Genomic DNA, 20567 nt, shown 5'->3' with positions numbered 1-20567 from the left:
TGCGGACATTCCTCGGAGTAGTGGTTGACGCAGTCCGAGCCGGCACTCCAGGAACCGATGGCGGTGCGGGCCGTGCTGGACCTCCTGCGCGACCCGCCGGCGGACGCGGACGCCCTGTTCGACCTGGTGGAGCAGCGGCCCGTGCTGCTGGGCGTCGAGGCGGAGGAAGTGCTCAGCGGCCTGATCGCACAGGTAGCAGCGCGGGAACGCGACGAGCCTCCGCTCGCCGGGGAACGGCGCTGGCTCGAACGCCTCCGCCGCGTGCTGCGGGACTGCCGGCTGCGCGGGGTCGACGCCGTGCGGCGGACCGTGCCGGCCGAGTGGTCGCAGGACTCCTTCCCCGGCATCGACAAGTCGCAATTGGGCACGGACCAGGTGGCGATGGACTGGCGGGAGGGGACCATCCTGCTCGGCCTCGGCCGGCTCGACGAGGCCGTGGCCTACCTGAAGCGGGCGGTCACCCCGATGCACGAGCGGGGGTGGCACGCGCTCGCGGCCGACACCGAGATGCTGCTCTGGGAGGCGGTGCGGGGCGACCGGGCGACCGGCGACACGGCGGCGGCCCTGGTCCACGCGACGAAAGCCGCCGCGGCGTACCGCAAGGCGGGTGACCGCGCCAAGCTGCGCCACGCCCTCACCGTCCTCGCCATCGACTCCGACGTCGTGGCACCCCGCAGCGCGCGGTCCGACCACTACCGCGGGCTGCTCGCCGAACTGGACGCCGACCTCGCGACGTGGCTGCGCGAGTACGTCCGCGGCGCCAGGCTGATGTTCACCGATCCGGAGGAGGGACGCGCCGCGCTGCAGTGGTGCGTCGACTCGATCCACCTGGTCGGCGCCGAGCCGCAAGCGCAGGCGCACTGGCGCGACGAGTGCGCCCGCAAGCTCGCGTTCATCGACGACGCGGTAGTGCCCGAGACGACCGACGACACCGCCGTGGACCAGTTCCTCGCGGCCATCCTGGCGCTCAAACGGGACCGGCCCGAGGAGGCCGCCGACCGCCTGCGGCGCGCCGTGCTGCTGGCCGAGCAACGCCGCCGGTCCGTGGTGACCGAGGTGTCGCACCTCGCGCTGTCCGTTTCGTTCGCACCGCTGCACCACCTCGCCGCCGTCACCGCCGACCGCGCCGGCACGCCGACCGAAGCACTCGACCTGGTGGAGCTCAACACCAGCCGGAGCCAGCTCGCCCGATTGACGACGCACCGCCTGTGGCGCGACGCCGGTGCCGACCTGCTCGTCCTGCCGAACCTCTACCGGCGGCAGGCGGTCAGGTACCTGACCGACGCCGAACGCGGCGGCACCGGTGAACGACAGCAGTTGGACACCGCGCTGCACCGCCTCCGCGAAGCGCTGGCCGCCGCCGAGCACCAGGTACTGGTTACGGCGTCGGCCGCGCGCCGGGCCGAGCCGCCGGTCCCGGCCACCCGGCTGGCCGAGCACCTCGGCGAGGATGACGTCGTGCTGGTGTACGCACCGATCGGGGTGGTCTACGCGGTCACCCGGGGCGGTGTCACCAGGGTCGCCGACTTCGACACCGGGGCTGTCGAGCGCTGGTGCGCCGACTACCGGCGGCTCGCCTCGACCCCGGACCACGACGACGGTGACCCGGCGGAGCCAGCGGCGGACCTCGAAGCGGCGTGCGTCGACCCGGTCCGTGCGACCGTCGCCGGCCACCGCCGGGTCCTGGTGGTGCCGAACGAGCCCTTGTGGGGCGTGCCGCTCGGCGCGCTGGGCGACCGACCGCTCGACACGGACCACCTCGTGTCGTACGTGCCGAGCCTGTCCGTCCTGGACCACCTGCTCACCCGGCCGCACGTGCCCCGGCGGGTCGAGCGGTTCGTCGGCATCGGCGACCCGGACGGCAGCCTGCCGCACGCCGCCGGGGAGCTGGCGGACGCGGCGAGCCGGTTCTACGACCGGACCGTCGAGACCGGCGCGGGCATCGACGTCGAGGACTTCCGCGCCGACCTGTCCGACGCCGACGTGGTCCACATCGCGTCGCACGGCATCGCGTTCGACGAGTTCCCGGACCTGTCGGCGCTGCACGTCGCCGGTACCGGGAGCGAGCGGGAGCTGCTGTGGGCACCCGATCTGGTGCGCCTGAGCCTGCGGGCACGCCTCGTCGTGCTCGCCGCCTGCCACGCCGGACTGTCGAAAGCGTTGCCCGGCAACGAGTACGTCGGCCTGCCCGGCGTCTTCCTCGTCTCCGGCGCGCGTGCCGTCCTCGGTCCGCTGTGGCAGGTGGACGACCGGGTGACCGCACGACTCATGGCCCACTTCCACGAGGTGTCGGCCGAAGCCGGTCCAGCCGGCGCACTGCGCCACGCACAGCGGGCCGTGCGCTCCGATCCGGCCACCGCGCACCCGTTCTACTGGGCCGCGTTCCAGCTGTTCGGGCTGCCATGACCCACACGCCGACGAGTCGCGACCTCACCCCGCCACCACCACCGGCCGACGACCACGCCGTACCGGAGGCGTTGAGGCTCGGGATCGACATCGAAGAGCTGTACTTCTTCTTCGGTGAGGGCGAACGAGCCTACTTGATCGCGCTCGGCGTCGGAGGAGGACTGCCGGAGGGGTACGCCAACAAGGTCGACCGGGTCCGCACCGGGCTCTGGTCCCTGCCCGACGGCGCGGGCCTGGTGCACCGGCTGGACGACCTGCTGGGCCCGGCGCCGACGACCACGGCGGCCGGCGCCGAAGGCGACCAGTCGCTCGAACGGCTCTTCGACGACCTGATGCACACGCTCCGACTGGCGTTGCCGGACGACGCCGTGCCCTGGTACGACCTGGGCGTCGGCCTCGCCAAGCTGCACCTGTGCCTCGAGTTCACCCAGAGCCCACCTCCCGAACCGCTGCGGGAGCTGCACGGCATCTACCTCGTGGAACTGCGCCGGATCGTGCCGGTGTTCGCGCACACCCTGCTCCGGCTCGTCCGGCACGCTTCGACCGCCTCGGCACCGACGTCACTGGTCCGGTCGATCTCCGTGCTCGTGGACGACATCATCGCCTTCGACGACGGCGCACCGGACTGGAACCGCACCACGCGCGAGCACGTGGACGCGGTGTTCACCGCCATCGGCATGACCTACACGGAGTCCAACCCGTTACTCCTCGCCGTGCGTCGCGACGCGCCCACGACCGACGGACCGGCGCCCGACCCGGTCGCGGACCTCGACCGGCGGCACGCGGCGTGCCGGGAGGCGTTGCTCGGCCACCACCCCGAGGCCGCGGAGGAGTGCCTGCGCGGCCTGCTCGTCACCGCGCGCCGCACGGTCGGCCCGCACGACCCCCGGGTGTTCCTGATCAAGTCCGACCTCAGCCTGGCGCTGCTGGTACTGGGCCGCGACCCGCTGTGCGCCGAACTGGCCCTGGACGCGGTCACCGAGGCGGTGGCACACCTCGGCAAGCACCACCGAGTCACCTTGGCGGTCGCGCACGGCGCGCTTTGGGTGCTCCGCGCCACCGGGCGGGGCGAGGCGGCCGAGGCGCTGTCGCGCACCATGACGAGCGCGTCGTCGTGACGGCGGACGAGGACGGCCTGGCGGCCGCACGGGTGGTCGTGGTCGACGTGATCACGGCGGCCTGGCACCAACTCGCCCGACGAGGTGAGTTCATCCCGGAGGAGGTGCGTGATGCCGTCATCGCGGTGCTGGTGCAGCGCAGTCCGCGCACCAAGATCCGGATGATCGCCGCACGGCCCGAACTGCTGAGCCACGAGGCGGAACGGCTCGTCGACAGCGCCGCTGTCTTCAGCCGGGACGCGGGCGCGGACGCTCGTACAACGCACTACTTCGCCGGCCACCTCGGGATGTTCACAGCCGTACGGCTGGGCGACTACGACCTGGACCTGATCCCGGAGCACCCTCGCGCCCACCTGCCCGAGGACGACGGGCCGCCAGACGCGGCACGGTGGGTGGCGACGGCACGGGGGCTGAAGGCCGAAGGTCGCACCGAGGAAGCACGGAACGCGTTCACCAAGGCGGTGCGGCAGGCCCGCGTCGAGGGGAACCCGGGCGTCGAAGGCGAAGCGGAGCTCGGGCTCTTCGCGTTGCCGCCGAACATCGCGGGCGCGCGGGGGCGGAAGCTGGAGCACGCGGAACAGGCCGTGCAGGCGTACCGCCGGGCCGCGGACGTCGAGGGCGAGTGCCACGCGCTGGTGGCGATGGTCACCGTGCTGACCCACACCTCGGAACCGCTGCGGCTGGACGTCGCGCTGAAGAGGTTGGCGCTGCTGGACGCCGACAGCGGCCGGTGGTGGCGTGAGTACTCCACCACGATGCGGTCGGACGACCTCGACCGGACGATCAGCGGTCTGCGCTGGTGCGTCGAGCACGCCGGGCTGCTGGGCTTCCACGCCGACTTCTACCGGGACATGTGCGCGGGCAAGCTCGCGTTCTACGAGGAGCGCCGCGTCCCGGTGCACGACCGGGACACCCCTGCGTTCCGCGCGGCGGTCACGATGGTCGACCTCGCGCGGAACGGTCCGACGCACGAGACCACCGAGCTGATCGACCGCTTGGTGCGGGAGGTCGAAGACCTCCGGAGGTACGCGCGATCCCAGGCGGTGCAGCGAGAGCTGTCCCTGGCGCACCAGTTGGTCTACGACGCCGCCGTCAGGTCGGCGCTGGCGTCGGGCGGACCCGAGCGGGCCGTCGACCTCAACGAGCTGGCGAGCAGCCGCGCCCTGCTCGTGCAGACCGACGCGCACCGGTGGTGGGAGCGGTGGCACCCCGGCCTGCTGGAGGAGACCCGCCCGGTCCGCCTGGCGGAGTTGCTGGGCCGGTTCGCCGTCCAGCCGACCGAGCGCACCCGGCGCCTGCTGCTCCAAGCGTTCAAGCACGAGCGGTCGGCTCAGGACGACACCGAGCGGTGGCTCCTGTCCGCCGAGGGCAGCCCGACCACCACCCCACCGCCCGTCCCGGTGCGGACCCTTCGCACGCTGCTGGCAGATGACCATCGGGTCGTCGTGTACGCGTCGTCAGGGGCAGTCTTCCTGATCTCCCGCGACGACTGCCGCCTCATCGGTCAGGTGGACCACGAGCGCGTCCAGGACCACGTGGACACCGCGTTGAGCCACTTGTCGGCACCGGAGGCCGCCACCCCGGGCGGCGCGGCGTCGGTCGCCTACCTGGTGGACCACGTCGTGCGGCCCTTGCGTAAGCACGTGCGGGAAGGTGCGCGGCTGGTCGTCGTCCCGTCCGAGGCGCTGTGGCGCATTCCCCTCGCCGCGCTCGCACCGGTGGAACTGCGCGGTCGGGACGTGAGCTGCGTGCCGAGCCTGTCGCTGCTCGCCCGGCTGCTCGGGGCGGCCCACCTCGACCGCCGGGTGGAGCGCTTCGTGGGTTTCGGCGACCCGGACGGCAGCCTGCGCCACGCGCGTGACGAGATCCGCCACGCCGCGGGCACGTTCGCCGACTCGTTCACGCTCCTCGGCGAGGACCTGGGCTACCACCGGGCAATGGCGAACCTGGCGGACGCGGACGTCGCGCACATCGCCTGCCACGGCCTGTTCTTCCCGGAGTACCCCGACTTCTCGGCGCTGCTCCTGGCCGGACCGGCGCACGACCCGGAAGTCCTGTGGTACGGCGAGTTGGCGCGGTACCGGCTCAGGGCACGGCTGGTGGTTCTCGCGGCGTGCCACGCGGGTACCGGCTCGGTGGCGTTCGGCTCGGAGTACGTCGGCTTCCCGGGCGCGTTCCTCACGGCGGGCGCCCGTCAGGTCCTCGCGCCGCTGTGGGCGGTGTCGGACCTCTCCACCGCGCTGCTCATGCGGTACTTCTACTCGGCGCTCGCCACGCCCGCCTCACCGGCGGCGGCGTTGCGCGAGGCGCAGCGGCGGATGGCCGCGAACCCCGCCACCGCCCACCCGTACCACTGGGCGGGCTTCCAGCTGTTCGGTGCCGCGTGACCGGGGCGGGACGTCGCGACCTCGAACCACCGGCCCCGGCCTCCGGGGTCGAGTCCTACCCTGAGTTCCGGATCGGCTTCTGCCTCGAAGACGTCTACTGCGCCTACGTCGAGTGGTCCGGGTTGGTCGCCGGTGGTCACCCGGAACCGGAGGTCGAGCGGATCCGGGACCTGGGCGGCTGGGCGGCCGACGAACTGCGTGCGCGAGGGGTGGACGCGGCCTCGGTCGACCGGTTCGAGGAACTGCTGGCCGGGGTGCCAGGTCCCGGCGAGAACCCGGACCGGATCACCGAGCAGCGGGCGGACGAGCGGCAGCGGATCGTTGTCCGGCTCGAAGAGTTCCTCGGCGTCGCGCGGAAAGCGGTCGGCACCCGGCGAGGTCGCTACTTCGACTACGGCGTCATGCTGAGCCGCATCGGCGCCTGCACGCGCACGCTGCGCTTCGCGGATCGGCTCCCACCGGAGCTGGACGCGCTGCGGACCACGATGAGGGCGAAGTACAAGGCGGAACTCGTCCGGGCGGTCCGGGTGCTCGTGGCGTTCGTGGTCGACCTGAGCCCGGAACGTCCGCGTGATCCGGCACAGCGGGAGCTGGACCACGCGGTCGACGAGTTCGCCGGGTACGCGGTGACCTGGTTGGCCACGCCCGACTCGGCGGAGGAGCTGCACCGGCGTGGGAAGGAGGTCACCCTCGTCGCCGGGATGCACACCAGCGACGCGATCTCCCGCCACGGACGCCGCCACCTGTACCGGGAGCCGCTGCCCCGGCACGAGCGGATCCCGCTCGCCGTACCGCACGACACCGAGGACCGCACCCGCGTCGAGTCACTGCGACAGGAGCTCTTGGACAAGCCCGTGGGCGGGAGTTGGCGGGCCCACCACGACGCGCTGCGGGAGTTGGTGGCGCTCAGCCGATCCGTTCTCGGCCCCGTCCACCCGACGACCCTGCACGTCCAAGCGGACCTCGCCATGGCACACCTCCCGGCCGGCGAGCCGGACACCGCGGCGGACATGCTGCTCGACATCGCCGAAACCGCGTTGCGGTACTACGGGCCGGCCCACCCGACGCGGTACCTGGTCGTCGCGCACGTCCACAACTGCCTCGGCCGGTGGCACCCGGCGGCCGCGCGGCAGCTCTACGAGTTCCCGTTGAAGTCGTTGGCGCTGAAGGACGAAGTACCCGAGCAGTTGCGCCACCCGCGCGCGATGATCCGCCGGTACCTGGGGCTCGACGCCGAGGGGTGACGGCCGGTCAGGGGCCGATGTGGTGGTAGCCGACCCAGGCGGCGAGCGGGTGGTCGGTCCGCACCTCCCGGAGGACTTCGGTGAGGCACCGGGCGGCGTGCGTCGCGGTCAGGCGTCCGGAGGCGCGCAGTCGGTCGTACACCAGGCCCGCGACCAGCCGGGCGGTGTGGTCGCCCACCGAGTTGAGGTTCGCCACCACGTGGCGGAAGCCGGCGACGTGGAACGCGCCCGCCAGGTGGATCGCCTCGTCGGGCAGGTCCGCGCCGCCGAGGCCGCTCTCGCACGACGACAGGTAGGCCAGTTCGGCGGCCGACAGGTCCAGCCGGGCCAGGTCGATCGCGGCCAGGCCGCCGTCGTGCAGGTCGAGCCGGGTCGCGGCGGGGTGGCGCAGGTCCTGGCTGCTGTGCCCGGCGTAGTGCAGCCACGAGTGCTCCGCCACTGCCGCGCGGACGGCCGTCACGGTCGCCCGCGCGGAGTCCAGCACGCTGCGGGCCGGGCCGATGGACCGGACCTCCTCCACCGCGTGCGGCAACGGCGGCTTGCCCGGCGTCTCGGGCAGGGCGACGGCCAGCACGTCCGCCTCCACCTCGGGCCGTTCCCGTGCCTCGAGCAGCGCGCGCAACGTCGGCGTGTACGACGAGACGACGCGGTCGAGCACGCCGGAGTCGGTCAGCGCCACGGGATCGTGCCACTGCGCCGCGTGCAGCGGGAGCAGGCCGAACGGTCCGACCGGGCACCACCACAGCCGGTCGGCGTCACCGACCGCGTCGAGCACCTTCGCCGCGACCGACCGCCACAGCCACTCCAGCACGGCCCGCAGCCTGCCGTCCACCTCGGCCCGGTGCGCACGGGACAGGTGGGGGTAGTCGCGGAGGCGCTCGGCGGTGTCCAGGTAGAGCCGGGCGACCTCGCCGGGGTCGAGCCGGCCCAGCTCCACGACCTCGACGCGGCCACCGGCGACGACCAGCGCGTCGCACCGGCTCGACGCGGCGTTGACCACCACGACGGGCCCGTGGTCGCCGACCGCCCGGAGCCGGTCGAACGACGGCGCGCGCAGGAAGTCCGGGAACCCGCTCTCCCGCACGGACGCGACCAGCCGGTCCCACTCGGCGGCCAACGCGAGGCGCCGGTCCGCGTCGCCCGTCGCACCGTCCAGCGCCGCCCTCAGCCGGTCCAACCGGGCGGTCGTCCCCGGTCCGATCCCGCCCCGGTCGCGGCGGACCCCGACCACCTGGTTCCACAGCACGGAACGCCCCTGCTCCAGCAGTTCGACCGCGCGCTCCGGCCGTCCCGCGGAGATCGCCGCGGCAGCCGCCTCGCCCGCGACGGCGCCGAACCCGGTCAGCAGCAGTTCCTGGTCACGACGGCCGAGACCGCGCCAGGCGAGGGTGTCCAGCAGCTCGACGGCCTGCTCGTAGCCCTCCACGGCGGCCGGGTGGTCGCCCACCTCGGCCATCAGCCCGCCCCACGCGCGGGCCGCCGAGGCGCGGATCAGCGCGGGCGCGCCGACCTCGGCCACCGCGCGGCGGTAGGCGTGGTGGGCGGGTCCGGTGGCGTCCCGGTCGTCGTGCCGCCGGGCGCGCGTCGCCAGCGCGTTGCCGAGGTTGTACAGGTGGGTGCCTGCCCGCCGGTCGCCCGCGGGTGCGGCCTCGACGGCCCGCTCCAGCGCGGTGATCGACCGGTCCAGGTCGGACCGGTCGCCGGTGGCCTCGTAGCGGCGCAGGTGGGCGATGCCGAGGCCGTTCAGGTGGGTCGCACGGTCGAGGTGGGCCGGGTCCAGCGCGTCCAGTGCCTCCCGGCGCAGCGCGATCGCCAGGTCGAGCAGCTCCGCCTCGCCCGTGCGTCGGTGCAGGTCGACCAACCCCGAGCTGAGGTTGCCCTGCCGTCCGGGCAGCGACGGGTCACCGGGGGCGGAGGCGTCGACGGCGGCGGCCAGCGTCTTTACGGCCTGCTTCAGCACGTCGTCCGCCGACTCCGCCTCGAACCGCACCGACAGCGCGTGACCCAGGTTCGCCAGCGCACGGGCGCGGTCCGGGTGGCCTTCGGTGGCGGCCTCGACGGCGTCCCGCTGCACGGCGACCGCCTCGTGCAGCGACGGCGTGTCCCCGGTGTGCTCGTACCGGCGCACCAGGACGTTGCCGAGGTTGGTCAGGTATGCGGCCCGGCGCGGGTCCGGCCGGGTGTGGCCGTCCGCCGCGGCACGGGCCACGCGCACCGCCGCGTCGATCGCCGCCAGGTCGCCGGTCAGCTCGAACCGGGTGACGAGCGCGGTCGAGAGGTTGGTGGCGCGGGTCGCGTGGTCGGCGTGCCCCGGCGGTGTCGCGTCGACGGCGGCCTCGGCGATCGTGACGGCGTGGTCGAGCAGGTCGGTCCTACCGGTGCGCCCGGCGAGGTCGGTGATCGTCATCGCCAGGTTGGACAACAGCACCGGACGACGCGGGCTGCCCGGTTCCAGCGCGTCCACCGCCTGCTGCGCGGCCTGGGCGGACTCGTGCAGCACGGCGAGGTCGCCGTTGCGGTGGAACGCCGTCCGCAGCAGCGCACTCCACCCGCTCAGCACCTCCGGCGTCCCGGTCGGCACCACGCGTTCGTGCGCGCGCATGGCCTCGGCGAGCGCGTCCACGTCACCGGTGTGCTCGAACGACAGCCGCAGCGCCGCGGTGAGCCCGGTGGTGAACACGACGTGGTCGGGGTTCGTGCCGGGCACGGCGGCGACCGCCGACCGGTAGTGCGTGACGGCCTCCGCCAGGGCGTCGCGCGCCCCGGTCAGGTCGAACCGCACCCGCAGTGCGTTGGCCAGCGCGAACGCCTGGCGGGCGTGGTCGACGCCGCCGTCCGCCGCCGCCTCGCGCAGCACGGCGACGGACCGCTCGACCACCTCGACGTCGCCGGCCTCGGCGCCACGCAGGCGCAGCGCCGTGCCCAGCCCCAGCAGGCAGCGCGACCGTTCCGGGTGGCCGGGCGCTGTCGTCGACAGGACGTCGTCCAGCACGGTGATCGCGTCGTCCACCAGGCCCGCGCCGCCCGTCCGCTGGTGGAGTTCGACGAGCAGGTGCCCCAGGTTGCACCCGGCCACGATCCGCGCCGGATGTCCCGCCGGCACCGGGTCCACCGTGGCGCGCAGCAGTTCCAGCGCCCGCAGCCCGTCCCGGACCTCGCCGGTCGCGGCGTACCGGCGCGACAGCACGCCACCGAGGGCGCCGACCGCCACCGGGTCGGCGGGTGCCAGGCGGGCCGCTTCCTCCAGCACGGCCACCGCGCGGTCCAGGTCCTCCCGGCCGCCCTGCCACTCGAACGACATCCGCAGCCCGTTGCCGAGGTTGACCAGGTAGAGCGGGCGGTTGTCGGTGGCCTCGGCGGCGGCGACCTCCAGGGCCGTCACGGCGGCGGTGATCACCTCGGTGCGCGGGGCCAGGTCCAGCCCGCGCAGCAGCGCGACGCCGAGGAACAGGTGGGTGTTCGGGCGGTGCGGGTGCCCGGGGCCGGTGCGCCCGGTCGCCTCGGTGAGCAGGTCGAGCGCGGTCCGCAGGTCGTGCGGGTCGCGGCGGAGGTGGAAGCGCAGCGACCAGGCGTTGCCCAGGTTCCCCTGCCGGGCCGCGCGCATCGGGTCGTCATCCCCGGTGGCCTCCAGCCCTGCGGCGAGCAGCGCGATCCCCCGGTCGAGCGCCTCCGCGTCACCGGTGGCCTCGGCGGCTTGCAGGAGAGGCACGGCCGCTGCCGTGAACGCGCGCGGGTCGGGGTCGGCCGTCACGGGACGTGGATCCAGGCGGGCTCGGTGAAACCCTTGTCCGGAAGCTCCACCGTGGTCGGGTGGAACGACTCGGGGGTGAGGTCGCCGTAGCCGTGCGCGATCACGTCGCGGTACAGGGAATCCGGCACGATCACCGCCAGGTCGGCCCGCGGTGCGGTGGCCAGCGCCTGGCGCAGCGGAGCGGAGTCCAGCATCCGGTGCACGGCGATGGCGGCCGTGCCGACCCACCCGCTCGGCACCGCGCCGATGGTGCCCCGGTGCAACGCCACCCTGATGCGCAGCCGGGCGTGGTCGTTGAGGTCGGCGTTCGCGTACCGCAGCGCCGTGCGCAGGCCCGCCACCAGCCCGGGGATCACCGCGGTCTCGTCCAGGCCCGCGGGCAGGACGGCGAACTGCCCGTCGCCCGCGTTCTCCACCCGCACGGCCGATTCGTCCACCCCCGCCAGTTCCCTGGCCCTGGTCAGCAGTTCGCGGAACCGCTCCTGGGCCCGGGCCGCCTCGGGGTTGCGGAACCGGCGGTAGTTCTCCACGTCGGCGGCCAGGCACAGGCGCGTGGTCGGCGTGTCGGCGGGCACGGCGGTCGACGGTCGGGCGACCGGCACCGGTCGGTCCGCGGGCAGCGGGGCGGTGAACTCCCACGGTCGCTCGACCCGGACGTGGCGGATCTTCCGCAGCGGCAGCACCGGAACCGGCCGACCGGTCACCGAGGCGTCCAGCCGCACCTGCACCGCGAGCGCGGCGACACCCCCGGGCACGTCCAGCGCGGCGGTCGCGGTGAAGCGCCGCAGGTCGAGCGGACGGTCGGTGAAACCGCCGAGGAACCAGCCGAACGTGCGATCACCGAGCCCGGAGACCGCCACCGGCACGCCCGCGTCGCACCACAGGTCCACCGGCCGGATCCCGTTGTCCTCCAAGCCGACGCGCAGGAACACCGCGGTGTGGCGCCACCCGGTCGGCAGGTCGCCGAGTTCCACCGGGACGGTCATCAGCACCCGGCCGTCGCCGTCCACGCCGAGGGCGGGCCGCCCGACAGCCGCCGTGGTCACCGGCCTGGCCCGGGTGCCACCGGCCGACCACCGGTGCGCGGCCACCTCGCGCCGTTCGGGCGCGGTCATCGGACCGGGGGCAGGTCGGCCCTGGTGCGCCGGGTGCCGACCAGGTAGGCGGTGTGCGGCGCGATGAGCGCGTGCCCGGCCCGGCCGTGCGCGATCTCCCCGGCGGTCGCGCTGACCACGGTCGGGACACCGGGGTCGGTGCTCAGCGCGACCAGCGCCTCCCGCAGCCGCTCCGAGGCACCGTCCGTGACCACCAGGTCGTGCACCTCGAACAGACGCGCTTGGCGGTAGTCCTCGTCCGGCACCGGGTACGGGCCCTCCGACACGGTCCGCACGTGCGCCAGCGCGACCTCACGCACCCGGTCGCCCAGCTCGGGGAAGCCCACCTCGCCCAGTTCCTCGGTCAGCTCACGGCGCAGGCACTCCCGCGCGTCCTCCCGGTAGGCGCCGCTGGCGAACCACTGCCGGAAGCCCGTGAACGACCGCAGCGGCAGCACGCCGCGCAGGTCCGCCCGCGTCCGCGCGCCGCGCGAGGTCGACCGCTCGGCCTCGAAGCCCAGCCCCTCCAGCAACCCCACCGCCGGCGGGAAGTACTTGAAGACACCGCCGGGCGGCGCGTAGGCGCCCGGCCGGGACGCGGTGTGGAACAGCACGAACCGGTCGTCGTCCCGGATCCGCAGCAACGCGCAGTAGGAGATCCGCACGGCGCGACCCGGCCGCGCCCGGCCCGGCCCGGGTCCCTGCCGGAAGACCAGCGAGCCCATGCCGGCTACCCGTTCGGCCTCATGGCCGCCGCGAGCAGGTCGCAGGTCGGCGCCCGCCCGAGCACCCGTGCGGCCGACCGGTCGCACACACCGCCGGGGCACACGTGGTCGACGGTCTCCGCGGCGGCGGTCCACGACTTCCACGGCCGGCCGGAGTCGCCGTTGCGCGACCCGCCGGACTCCTCCGCCGCGCGCAGCCGCTCGAGGTCGGCCAGCAGCACGCGCCAGTCCGCCAGCGCCCGGGTACCGGAACGCGTGCGCTCCACGAGCCGCGTCAGCCGCGCGCGCAACCCGAACCGGTTGGCGTCACGCAGGATCTCCTGGAACTCCGCGCAGATCCGCGCCCACTCGGCCGCGTCACCCATCCCGCTCCCAGCCATGTCGAGTGCCACCGGGTACCACCCTGCCGGCAGACTCTACGTTCCGCTTCGAACGGGGGCCCAGTGGTGGACGTGGAACTCACCTTCGCGCCCGACCTCGACCTCCCGGACCGCAGGATTGCGGAAATACGGGCGGCTTTGCGGCGGATTCCGCCGAGCGGGCGTCCCGGCGGGTGGCGCGTCACGCCCGACCACGTCGAGGTGACCGGGCTGATCGGCGGCGGCCTCAGCGGCGCGGTGGTCGCGCAGCTGCTCCTGCACCGCGGCGACCAGCAGCTGCGCCGGATCGCGAAGATCGGACCGGCCGCCGAGCTGCTCGCGGAGCGGCGGAACTTCACCGAGATCGTGCAGCCCCACCTCAACGTCGTCTGCGCGCCGATCGACGCGTGGTCACCGGCCACCGGCTCGTCCGACCGGCTGGAAGCGCTGGTGTACGACCACGTGGCGCAGTTCGCCGGCCGCCCGGACACCGAAGCGCTCACGCTGGAGGACCTGGTCCGCGGCGGCGACACCGACCTCGCGGTCCGCCTGATCGAGCGCCTCTTCACCGGCATGGCCTCGCCGTTCCACCACCGGGCGGAGCCGCTCAAGCACAAGTCCCTGCGCGACTTGAACCACACGCTCGGCCCGGACGCGGTGATCCGCGCGGGCGAGGTGGACGGCCCTCACACGTACGCCGAGGAGGTCTTCCTGACGTCCGCGGGTCGGGCCGGTGTCCGGGAGGGCGACCCGATCCGGCTCGACGACGTGGAGTGGGCGGACGGCTCACCGCTGGGCCGGGTCGACGACATCACGATCCGGGTGGAGGGCGGCGAGCGCACCCCGGACGTGAGCGGTCACGTCGTGCGGACCCGGTACGCCCGGCACGCCGAGCGCATCGCGGGCGCGTTCGCCGCCTTCGACCGTGACGGTGACGCGGTGGTGGCAGACGGGGTGCGGTGCGCCGACCCGTTCGCGGGGCTGCACAAGGCGTTGACCGACAGCAGGTTCGGCCGCGTGCGCGCGGTCGTGCACGGCGACCTCAACCCGCGCAACGCGATGGTGGTGCCGGTCGGCGACCAGGTGATCCTGATCGACTACGCGCGCACCGCCGAGGGGCAGCCGGTGCTGGTGGACGCGGCCTGGTTGGAGGTCTGCCTGCTGCGCAACGTCCACTCGGCACTGGGCTTCGCCGACCTGGTGCGGCTGCAACGGGCGCTGGGCCTCGCCGGTCGGCTGCTCTCGCTCGGCGGTGCGGCCGACGAGGTCGGGACGGCGTGCGCGGACCTCGTCGGTGACGGGGCGGTGGCCGACGCGTTCCGGGTCGTGTTCGCGATCCGGGCGCAGGCGGCGAAGTCCTACCCGTTCCCGGACGAGTGGTGGGCGGCGCACGCGGCGATGCTCCTGCTGTGCGCGCACCGGACGGTCAAGTGGGACGACGAGCAGCAGACCGACGAGCGGTTGCGCGTGGCCGCCGCGGTCGCCTCGGTGGCGGGTGAGTGGTTGGCGGACACCGGCCCCTTCACGCACTGGGCGGACGTCGAGCCCGCGTTGCGCGCCGTCACGTCGGTGCTGCGCCCGGCCACCGAGGAAGCGGTGGAGTTCGCGGCCTCGCTGGTGGCGGCGGTCGACCCGGCGGTCGGGGTGGACGAGCTGCGCGACCGGGTGCTCCGCGACACGCGCCGCGACGAGGCGGGCCGGGTGGTGATCGGTTTCGCCGACGAGGCCGTCGAACTGGTCGAGTTGGCAGGCGACGCCGACGACGGCGAGTACGGTCAGGTCTGGCGGCTCGTCGCCGACCGGGCGGAGTGCGCCCTGATCGCCGAGTCCGGTGCGGGCAAGACGACCGCCATGCGAGCGCTCGCGTACCGGATGGCGCTGGACGTGGTGGGCGATCGCGAGCGGACCGCGTTCGACGCTCCCATGCGCATGGTGGCGCACGTGGACGCGTGGGCGATCGCGGACCGGGGAGACGACGTGCTGCCCGTCCGCTCCCTGCTCGTGCTCGGCGCGCTGCACCTCGTCGTGGACGATGTCGACCTGCTCCCACCGCAGGCACGTACGCGGGTCGTCCGCTGGTTGCACGGCCTGCGCCGCCGCTATCCGCGGACGCCCGTGGTGGTGCTCGGACGCGGCGAAGCCCCGCCGGTGTTCCCCGAGGTGCGGATCCGACCGCTCACCCCGCAGCAGGTCTACGACCACATCGAGCGGCTCGTCGTGCTGCGACGGACCCAGCCCGCGTACGGCCGGCTGCTCCTCGACCGGCTTTCCGCCACCTGGCCGGACGCGCACCGCGTGTTGCAGCTTCCCGCGGGTCTCGCGGAGTTCATCCGTACCGGCCACATCGCGCTCACCAGCGCCGCGGTGTTCACGGCGGGTCTCAACGAGCAGGAGAAAGACGAGCTGGTCGACCTCGCGGCGCGGGTGCTCGACGACTGGGGCGACGCGCGGGCGTTCCGGTCGCAGGCACGGCTCGACCACTTCGGGGCGCTGGCGCTGGATCGCATGCCGGACCACGAGGTGCGGCGGCGGGCACGCCGGTTCCGCTGGCGCGAGGCCTGCCTGATCGCGGTGGACCTCGCCTGGACGGGTTCCCGGATCATCGAGGCGATCGTCACCGAGGCCATCGGCGCGGACCCGCCGTTCGCGGGCGCGTTGCTCGCCCGTCGCCGGCACCCGCCGGCCGAACTGGTGACGCGCTTCCTCGCGGCGCAGCGGGAGGTGCTCGGCCAGGAGTGGCGCGGCGGCGTGGAGGTCGACCGCGCGGTGCGGGCGCTCGTCGCGCTGGGCACGCCGGAGGCCTACCGCGTGCTGGCCGAGACCGGGTCGTTCGAGGGGATGGCGGCGATCCGCAAGGGCCTGTACCCCGGAGCCGACCGGAACCGGCTGGACGAGGCGTTCCGGGAGGTGGCCGTGCGCGCGTTGGACCCGGGCGCACCGGTCGCCACCAAGGTGGCGGCGCTGCGGGCGGTGACAGTGACCGGCGTGCCGGGGCTGGAGCTGCTGATCGGCGAACTGGTCACGGACCCGGCCTGGGAGGTCGCGACCGAGGCGTGGTCGGCGTTGCTCCGGTTGGACGCGGCGGTGCCGCCGCGGCTGCGTGACGCCTACCTCCGCCACCTGCGCGACCGGCTCGCCGTGGTCGAGGCCGCGTTGCCCCGCACGGCCGTGGTCGCGCGCAAGGTGTCGCTGCAGGACGAACGGGTGAACCTGCTGCGGCACCTGGTGGACCCGGAGATCCTGCTCGACCGGAGGTTCCGCTACGAGATCGCGGACGAGGTGGCCGACTCGCTGCACGGCCTGGGCGTGTTCGCCGGTGACGCCGACCCCGAGGCCGTGCGCGGCCTGGCCGCGTTGTCCGTGCGCGAGGCGAACCTGGTCGCGCACCGGGCGTTGCCCGACCACGCCGACGACCTCGTCTCGGCGGCGTCGGCGGAGTCCGGTGGACACCTGCTGCTGATCGCCGCCGCCGCGCTGCCCCACGCCGGTGGTGCGGCGCTGTCGCACGTGGTCCGGGTGGTGCGCGAACTCGTGCCGGTGGTGGAGCAGGACCGGTTCGAGGGGTGTGCCGCGCTGCTGAACGCCGTCGCCGCGGTCGACCCGGCGGAAGGTGCCCGGCTCGCCGAGACGTGCGCGGCGACGCTGGCCGGGCGAGGGGTGCGGGAACGGCTGACGTGGCCGTGGTCCACCGCGATCGCCCGCGCCCGCGCCGGCTCGTCCGCGCTCGACGCCCTGGCCGCCGACGACTTCCACCGCGACGGACGCCGTCCGAACGGGGCCCCGGCCGATCCCGGCGGGCTGCTGGAGGACGGCGCGACCCCGCGGTGGGCGGTCGCGGTCGCCGCCGCCGGTCTCACCGAGGCGCTGCGCCGCGTCCGGCGCCTGGTCGCGGAGTGCGCCGACCACGAACCGGTCCTGGTGAGCAGCCCGCGCTACGGCGTGCTGGAACTCGCGCCGGCCGCCGACGTGCTGTCCTCCCTCGGGTACCTGGCCCGGCTCGCGCACGACCGGGGCGAGCGGCCGGACGAGGTGGCGGAGGTCGTCCGGCTGTTGCGCGACACCGCTCTCGACGCGCAGCACCCGAGCCTGCGCGAGGGCAGGCTGATCGGTGCGGGCTACCTCGGCGACTGCGTGCCGCTGCTGGAGGCGGTGGAGGGCGGTGAACGGCTGCGCGTGGCGGCACGGCAAGCGGTGACGCTGTGGACCCCCGGCCCGGCCACGCCGGCGGCGTTCGCGGAACCGGCCGCGATCGCGCGGTGGCTGGTGGACCGGCTCGCCGTCCCGGGGCTGTCGCGGGCGGCACGCGAGGTGCTGGTGGAGTTGACCGAGGACGTGGAGCGGCGGTCGGGCGAACGCGTCGGACGGTGAGGTGTCAGTGGGCGCAGGCGTCGCCGCCGGGGCACAGCAGGAAGGTCAGGTTCCTGATCACGAACCGCACCGCTGCCGGGTCGCCGCCGCCGAGGTCCCGCCGTCCCGGCCGCAGGAGCTCGGCCAGTTCTTCCGACGCCGACCGCGGGCGCCCGCGGTGGCCGACACCGTCCTGGGTGAGGCCGCGCAGGTCCTGCGGGCTGTCCGAGAACACCGCGAGCACCGTCTCGAACCGCGCGGACCCGGCGGGCAGCCCGCGCGGCCAGGTCAGCGGCAGGCCCGGCTCGTGGCCACCAGGATCGGCACCCAGCGGGCGCCCGGTGCCGGCGAACAGCTCCACGCCCGCGGGCTCGGCGCTGTTCAGGATCGTCACCCGGCCACCGACACCGAGGTCGACCACGTTGGCGTAGACCGGTTTCCCGCTCTCCGCGTCGTTGCGCACCCGGATCCGCAGCCGTTCGCCGACGTGCACGACCGGGTCCTCCGGAGACCACGGCCGACCGCCCACGACGGTGACGGCCAACTCCACCGGCGCGTCGAAGCCGTCCTCGTCCGCCCGCAATGACAGGTCGCGCAGCCGTGCCGCGGTGACGAGGTGCCCGACCTCGCGCCGCAGGCGGCCGAGACCGAGGCCGTCCAGGGGTCGCCAGTCGGCGTGCAGCGCCCGGCCCTCGGCGTCGTCGAGCCGGTAGCGGCCTTCGGCCACGACCACGGTCGCCAGCAGGCCTGTGGTCCCACCGTCCGGGCTCACCTCGGCGACCTCCGCCAGCGCCGCCACCAGGTCGACGGGCGGCGGGCCGGATCGGCTGTCCACCCGGACGACCTGCTTCGACCGCCTCGGCCCCACCCGCCGGGCGATCACGCCCTCGGGCACGGCCGCGTCCCCTTCGACGGTCAGGTACGCCGAACCGCCGCTGACCACCCCGACCTTCGCCCGGAGCCGCTCCGCGCCGCGCTCGACCGGGACCAGCAGCAGCTCGTCACCGCTGTCCAGGCCGTGCAGGAAGGCGCCGTCGACCCGGGCCTGCCCGGTGAGCAGGTCGACGCTCACCGGCAAGGTCGGCACCACGGCGTCCGTGTCCTCGGTGAACACCACCCGGTCCACCGGGCCTTCGACCTCCGGGCGCTGGGACGGGTTGAGGTTGAGCACGCCGAGCCGGACGCGGTCCGCCACGTCCTGCCAGGTCCGGTCCGGCGCGTCGGTCAGCTCGGCGACCAGTGCGGCGGTCAGCAGCCCGTGGACCCGCCCGAACCGGGGCGAGCGGCGTTCGTGGGCGAGCTGGCCCTGGCCGCACGCGAGCACCCGGACCGCGTGCGGGTTGGCGTCGTACCACTCGGCCCGCGGGTGCGCCGCCCGCAGTCGGCGGAACTCCTCGGCCGCCGCCCGCCTGCGCGCCTCGATGCCGCCGGGCGGCCACTTCCCGTCCCTGGCCCGCGCCTTCAGGCCCGCCGAGGGCCAGTCGCGCGACATCCGGCCGGAGAAGCAGCAGTCGAGGATCGTCGTGACGTTGGCCGTGCGCAGGGACAGCCGCCACTGCAGCACGCTCAGCTCCTCCGCGAGCACGCCGCGGAAGTCGTCTTCGGTGCTGTCGTCGATGTCGGTGGGCTGGATGAACCGGAGCTCCGGTTCACCGGGGACGAGTCCGCCGTGCCCGGCGAAGAACACGACCGCCGCGTCCCCCGGCCGCGAATCCCGCACCAGCCGGTCGTAAGCGGCGAGGATGCCCGCACGGGTCGCGGTCGCACCACCGAGCCGCACGACGTCGAACCGGTTCGCCCGCAACAGGGACGCCATGGCGTCGGCGTCGTTCTCGCAGCCGGACAGGCCGCCGACCTCGCTGGCGACGACCAGCGCCCGCCGCGCGCCACCACCCTGGTTCCGATCCACCGCAGGAACCCTAGTCAGGTCCAGGGCACTGAAGTGGTCGCCCTGCAGCACGGCCGTGTGCCGGACGTGGACGGGTGGCTGCACCGGCTGACGTGCGGTGCGCGGAGGCGGGTTCCGGCCTGGTTGACGCAACCATCCGGTTGCCATAGTGTCGCAACTGAATGGTTGCTACTCGTAGGAGGTCGTCATGGTCCGCGCCGATGCAGGTCGCACGGCAACACCCGCACGCATGAAGACCCCTCCGGTCGTTTCCGCGTCGGAGTGGGAGGAAGCCCGCCGGGAACTGCTGGTCAAGGAGAAGGAGCTGACCAAGGCGAAGGACGCGATGGCGGCGGCACGGCGGCGGATGCCGTGGCTGGCGGTGGAGAAGGAGTACGCGTTCGACACGCCAGGCGGCCGGATGAGCCTGCTCGACCTGTTCGAGGGCCGCCGTCAGCTGGTCGTCTACCGGGCGTTCTACGAGCCGGGCGTGCTCGGCTGGCCCGACCACGCGTGCCGTGGCTGCTCGCTCGTGACGGCCGACCAGGTCGGGCACGTCGCCCACCTGCACGCCCGCGACACCAGCCTCGTGCTCGCCTCGCGCGCGCCGCAGGCCGACATCGGGCGGTTGAAGGCGAGGATGGGCTGGCGGATGCCGTGGGTCACCATCCTGGACGACTTCGACGCCGACTTCGGCGTGGACGAGTGGCACGGCACGAACGCGTTCTTCCGCGAGGGCGACCGGGTGTACCGCACGTACTTCATCAACGAACGCGGGGACGAGGCGTTGGGCAGCACGTTCAGCTACCTCGACATGACGGCGCTCGGGAGGCAGGAGGAGTGGGAGGACTCGCCCGAGGGCTACCCGCAGGCGCCGGCGTACGAGTGGTGGAACTGGCACGACGAGTACGGGGACGCGGGGCCTGGGCAGGAGTGGATGGACAAGGTGGCGGAGACGCAGGGTGGGAGGCAGGGTGGCGGGGAGGCCGAGGGGCAGGGTGAAGGGCGGGGGGACTGCTGTCACTGAGGTGGGTGCGGTGGTTGGGTTCGGCTCGATTTGACATGGGGCCCCTTACGGGCACTCCAGGCAGGCCAAAGCCGGGCAGGCCCGGCGGATAAAGCGCCCGCCAAGCCTGCCCGGCTTCGACCAGCCTAAGAGCGTGTCTCACGTGGGTCTTGCATGTGTTGGTGCATGATCGGGGTTCGTGGACGAGTTGTCTCGACGTCTGGTGCCCGATGAGTTGTGGG

11 protein-coding genes are annotated in these 20567 nt (G+C 74.1%); 6 read left to right on the top strand and 5 right to left on the bottom strand.

What is annotated here, in order from left to right; translation table 11 throughout:
- Nucleotides 1–24: 24 nt before the first annotated feature.
- From B0I31_RS38150 to B0I31_RS38135, 4 genes are read left to right on the top strand one after another with little or no spacing between them, the layout of a single operon-like run.
- Nucleotides 25–2406: a CHAT domain-containing protein gene (locus B0I31_RS38150; protein WP_146174110.1), complete on the top strand. Its 2382-nt coding sequence runs from the start codon at nt 25–27 to the stop codon at nt 2404–2406.
- The gene (locus B0I31_RS38145) at nt 2403–3524 is read left to right on the top strand and encodes a hypothetical protein (RefSeq protein ID WP_106620251.1); all 1122 of its coding nucleotides are present in this window, start codon (nt 2403–2405) and stop codon (nt 3522–3524) included. The genes B0I31_RS38150 and B0I31_RS38145 overlap by 4 nt, the downstream gene beginning before the upstream one ends.
- Nucleotides 3521–5911: a CHAT domain-containing protein gene (locus B0I31_RS38140; RefSeq protein WP_106620250.1), complete on the top strand. Its 2391-nt coding sequence runs from the start codon at nt 3521–3523 to the stop codon at nt 5909–5911. The genes B0I31_RS38145 and B0I31_RS38140 overlap by 4 nt, the downstream gene beginning before the upstream one ends.
- The gene (locus tag B0I31_RS38135) at nt 5908–7155 is read left to right on the top strand and encodes a hypothetical protein (RefSeq protein WP_106620249.1); all 1248 of its coding nucleotides are present in this window, start codon (nt 5908–5910) and stop codon (nt 7153–7155) included. Before B0I31_RS38140 ends, B0I31_RS38135 begins: the two co-directional genes overlap by 4 nt.
- A gap of 7 nt (nt 7156–7162) precedes the next feature.
- Here B0I31_RS38135 and B0I31_RS38130 read toward each other — a convergent pair whose 3' ends face one another.
- From B0I31_RS38130 to B0I31_RS38115, 4 genes are read right to left on the bottom strand one after another with little or no spacing between them, the layout of a single operon-like run.
- A complete protein-coding gene (locus B0I31_RS38130; protein WP_106620248.1) occupies nt 7163–10906 on the bottom strand; it encodes a CHAT domain-containing protein in 3744 nt (1247 codons plus the stop codon).
- On the bottom strand, nt 10903–12021 hold the full coding sequence (locus B0I31_RS38125; RefSeq protein WP_106620247.1) for a hypothetical protein: 1119 nt from the start codon (nt 12019–12021) through the stop codon (nt 10903–10905). The genes B0I31_RS38130 and B0I31_RS38125 overlap by 4 nt, the downstream gene beginning before the upstream one ends.
- On the bottom strand, nt 12018–12725 hold the full coding sequence (locus B0I31_RS38120) for an SMODS-associated NUDIX domain-containing protein (RefSeq protein WP_106620246.1): 708 nt from the start codon (nt 12723–12725) through the stop codon (nt 12018–12020). The genes B0I31_RS38125 and B0I31_RS38120 overlap by 4 nt, the downstream gene beginning before the upstream one ends.
- Nucleotides 12726–12730: 5 nt before the next feature.
- A complete protein-coding gene (locus tag B0I31_RS38115; protein WP_146174109.1) occupies nt 12731–13117 on the bottom strand; it encodes a hypothetical protein in 387 nt (128 codons plus the stop codon).
- 60 nt (nt 13118–13177) lie between these two features.
- Between B0I31_RS38115 and B0I31_RS42835 the strand changes: the two genes are divergently transcribed.
- Complete coding sequence (locus B0I31_RS42835) at nt 13178–17452, top strand: hypothetical protein (RefSeq protein WP_146174108.1); 4275 nt, start codon at nt 13178–13180, stop codon at nt 17450–17452.
- 4 nt (nt 17453–17456) lie between these two features.
- Here the strand turns inward: B0I31_RS42835 and B0I31_RS38105 are convergent, their stop codons facing one another.
- Nucleotides 17457–19340 (bottom strand): caspase family protein, encoded by a 1884-nt coding sequence (locus B0I31_RS38105; RefSeq protein ID WP_181320752.1) that lies wholly within the window; start codon nt 19338–19340, stop codon nt 17457–17459.
- A 229-nt stretch (nt 19341–19569) separates the two neighbouring features.
- On the opposite strand from B0I31_RS38105, the gene B0I31_RS38100 reads away from it, so the two are divergent.
- Nucleotides 19570–20346, top strand: a complete 777-nt coding sequence (locus B0I31_RS38100; protein WP_106620242.1) for a DUF899 domain-containing protein — start codon at nt 19570–19572, stop codon at nt 20344–20346.
- Nucleotides 20347–20567 lie beyond the last annotated feature (221 nt).

Origin of the sequence: Saccharothrix carnea (genome assembly GCF_003014735.1) — a bacterium.
GTDB lineage: Bacteria > Actinomycetota > Actinomycetes > Mycobacteriales > Pseudonocardiaceae > Actinosynnema > Actinosynnema carneum.
The sequence above is the reverse complement of the archived record's forward strand: the minus strand, read 5'-3'. Positions and strand labels throughout refer to the sequence as shown.

What these genes read in the sequence shown, in the direction of transcription:
- B0I31_RS38120 (WP_106620246.1), bottom strand. Translation starts at nt 12,725, where the DNA reads ATGGGCTCGCTGGTCTTCCGGCAGGGACCCGGGCCGGGCCGGGCGCGG.
- B0I31_RS38100 (WP_106620242.1), top strand. Translation starts at nt 19,570, where the DNA reads ATGAAGACCCCTCCGGTCGTTTCCGCGTCGGAGTGGGAGGAAGCCCGC.
- B0I31_RS38145 (WP_106620251.1), top strand. Translation starts at nt 2,403, where the DNA reads ATGACCCACACGCCGACGAGTCGCGACCTCACCCCGCCACCACCACCG.
- B0I31_RS38125 (WP_106620247.1), bottom strand. Translation starts at nt 12,021, where the DNA reads ATGACCGCGCCCGAACGGCGCGAGGTGGCCGCGCACCGGTGGTCGGCC.